General features: G+C 74.5%; 3 protein-coding genes. All 3 read left to right on the forward strand.

All coding sequences use genetic code 11. From position 1 onward, the window contains the following. The coding region (locus MXD58_RS27315) for a LysR substrate-binding domain-containing protein (RefSeq protein WP_250610887.1) at window positions 1–475 on the forward strand (475 nt) is incomplete at its 5' end. Between the two features lie 50 nt (window positions 476–525). After that, a complete protein-coding gene (dmpI, locus tag MXD58_RS27320; protein WP_284678917.1) occupies window positions 526–780 on the forward strand; it encodes a 4-oxalocrotonate tautomerase DmpI in 255 nt (84 codons plus the stop codon). A 225-nt stretch (window positions 781–1,005) separates the two neighbouring features. Then, window positions 1,006–1,532: MFS transporter (locus tag MXD58_RS27325; protein WP_250610888.1), on the forward strand; the 527-nt coding region annotated here is incomplete at its 3' end.

The following is a 1,532-nucleotide window of genomic DNA, read 5'->3' on the forward strand; positions in this document are numbered from 1 at the left end:
CGCCACCTTCGTGCGCGGCACCGCCGCCGGCCCGGCGCTGCGTGCCGTCCCGGTGTGGCGGGACCAGCTGGTCGTGGCGCTGCCGGCCCGCCACGAGCTGGGACGTGGGGCCGACGTCGCGCTGCGCGATCTCGCCGGCCTGCCGCTGCGGCTGGTCGCCCGCCGGCACAACCCCGTTCTCGTCGATCTGGTCGTCCAGGCCTGCACCGACGCCGGTTTCCAGCCGAAGCCGGACAAGGCGACGGGCTCCCTGGAGGACACCCTCGCGGCGATCGGTTCGGGCCGGCCGCTGTGGACCGTGCTCTACGCGGCGCACGCGGAGCGGCTGCACGCACCGCGGGTGGCGTTCCGCCCGCTGCGCGGCGGCGGACTGTCGGTCATCACGGCGGTGTGCGTGCGGGCCGCGGCACCGACGCCGTACCTGCCGCTGCTCCTCGACGCCTGCGCGGCGGCGGCCGGCCATCACGATTCGTGATGGTGGCGATGGCGGAACGCGCGTGGGCGCCGTGACCGCGCCGGGGTGGACTGGAACCTGTCGGCGGGGCCGGTGGCCCAGGCCGACGACAGTCCCGTCCACCCCCAGACCGGAGGTCTGCCATGCCGATCGTGACCGTTCAGCAGAGCCCGCGCACCGTCGAACTCAAGCGTGCGCTCGTGGAGCGCATCACCGACGCCTTTGTCGACGCGTACCAGATCCCGGCGGAGACGGTCCAGGTGTGGATTCAGGAGGTCCCCACCGACAGCTGGGCCAACGCCGGCAAGCTCGTCGCCGACGCCTGAGCCAGCCGCGCCGCACCAGCGGCCGGGCCGGGGTCGGCGCGACCGATCCCGGCCCGGCCGGTGATTCGCCACAACGGCAGCCGGCATGCCCCGCCCTGAGCTATCGTCCCAACTAGAGGGACGGTCGTCTCAAATTATGAGACGACAGGCGGGTGGGGGAAGGCGGTGGCGCCAGTGCGGCGGTCGGGAGAGCCCGCGGATGGAACCGGGAACCTGCGGTGGCTGATGCTCGCGCTCGGCACCGGGGCGCAGACGGCGGCCTGCGTGTTCGTCTATGGGATCCCGTATCTCGTTCCGCGGCTGCGGTCGGCGGAGCACCTGTCCCTGGCGCAGGCCGGCGTCGTCGTCGCCTGCCCGACGATCGGGCTGGTCCTCGCCCTGATCGGCTGGGGTGCGCTCGCCGACCGCTACGGCGAGCGGGTCGTGCTCGGCAGCGGGCTGCTCGGCTCGGCGCTGCTGCTCGTCGCCGCGCGGGCCACCCACGGCGCGCCCGCGCTGGGCGCGATGTTCGTGCTCGCCGGCGCGGCGGGCGCGTCGGTGTTCGCGGCGAGCGGGCGGGTCGTCATGGGCTGGTTCTCCCGGCGGGAGCGCGGCCTGGCCATGGGTATCCGGCAGATCTCGACTCCGCTGGGCATGGGCATCGCGGCGTTGATCGTCCCGCCGCTCGCCGAGCGGCTCGGCGCCCGCGCCACCGTGGGCGCCATCGCCGCGCTGATGGGCGCGGTCGCCATCGCCGTGATCCTGTTCGTGGT

The sequence above is a fragment of the Frankia sp. AgKG'84/4 genome, from assembly GCF_023242965.2.
Classification (GTDB): domain Bacteria; phylum Actinomycetota; class Actinomycetes; order Frankiales; family Frankiaceae; genus Frankia.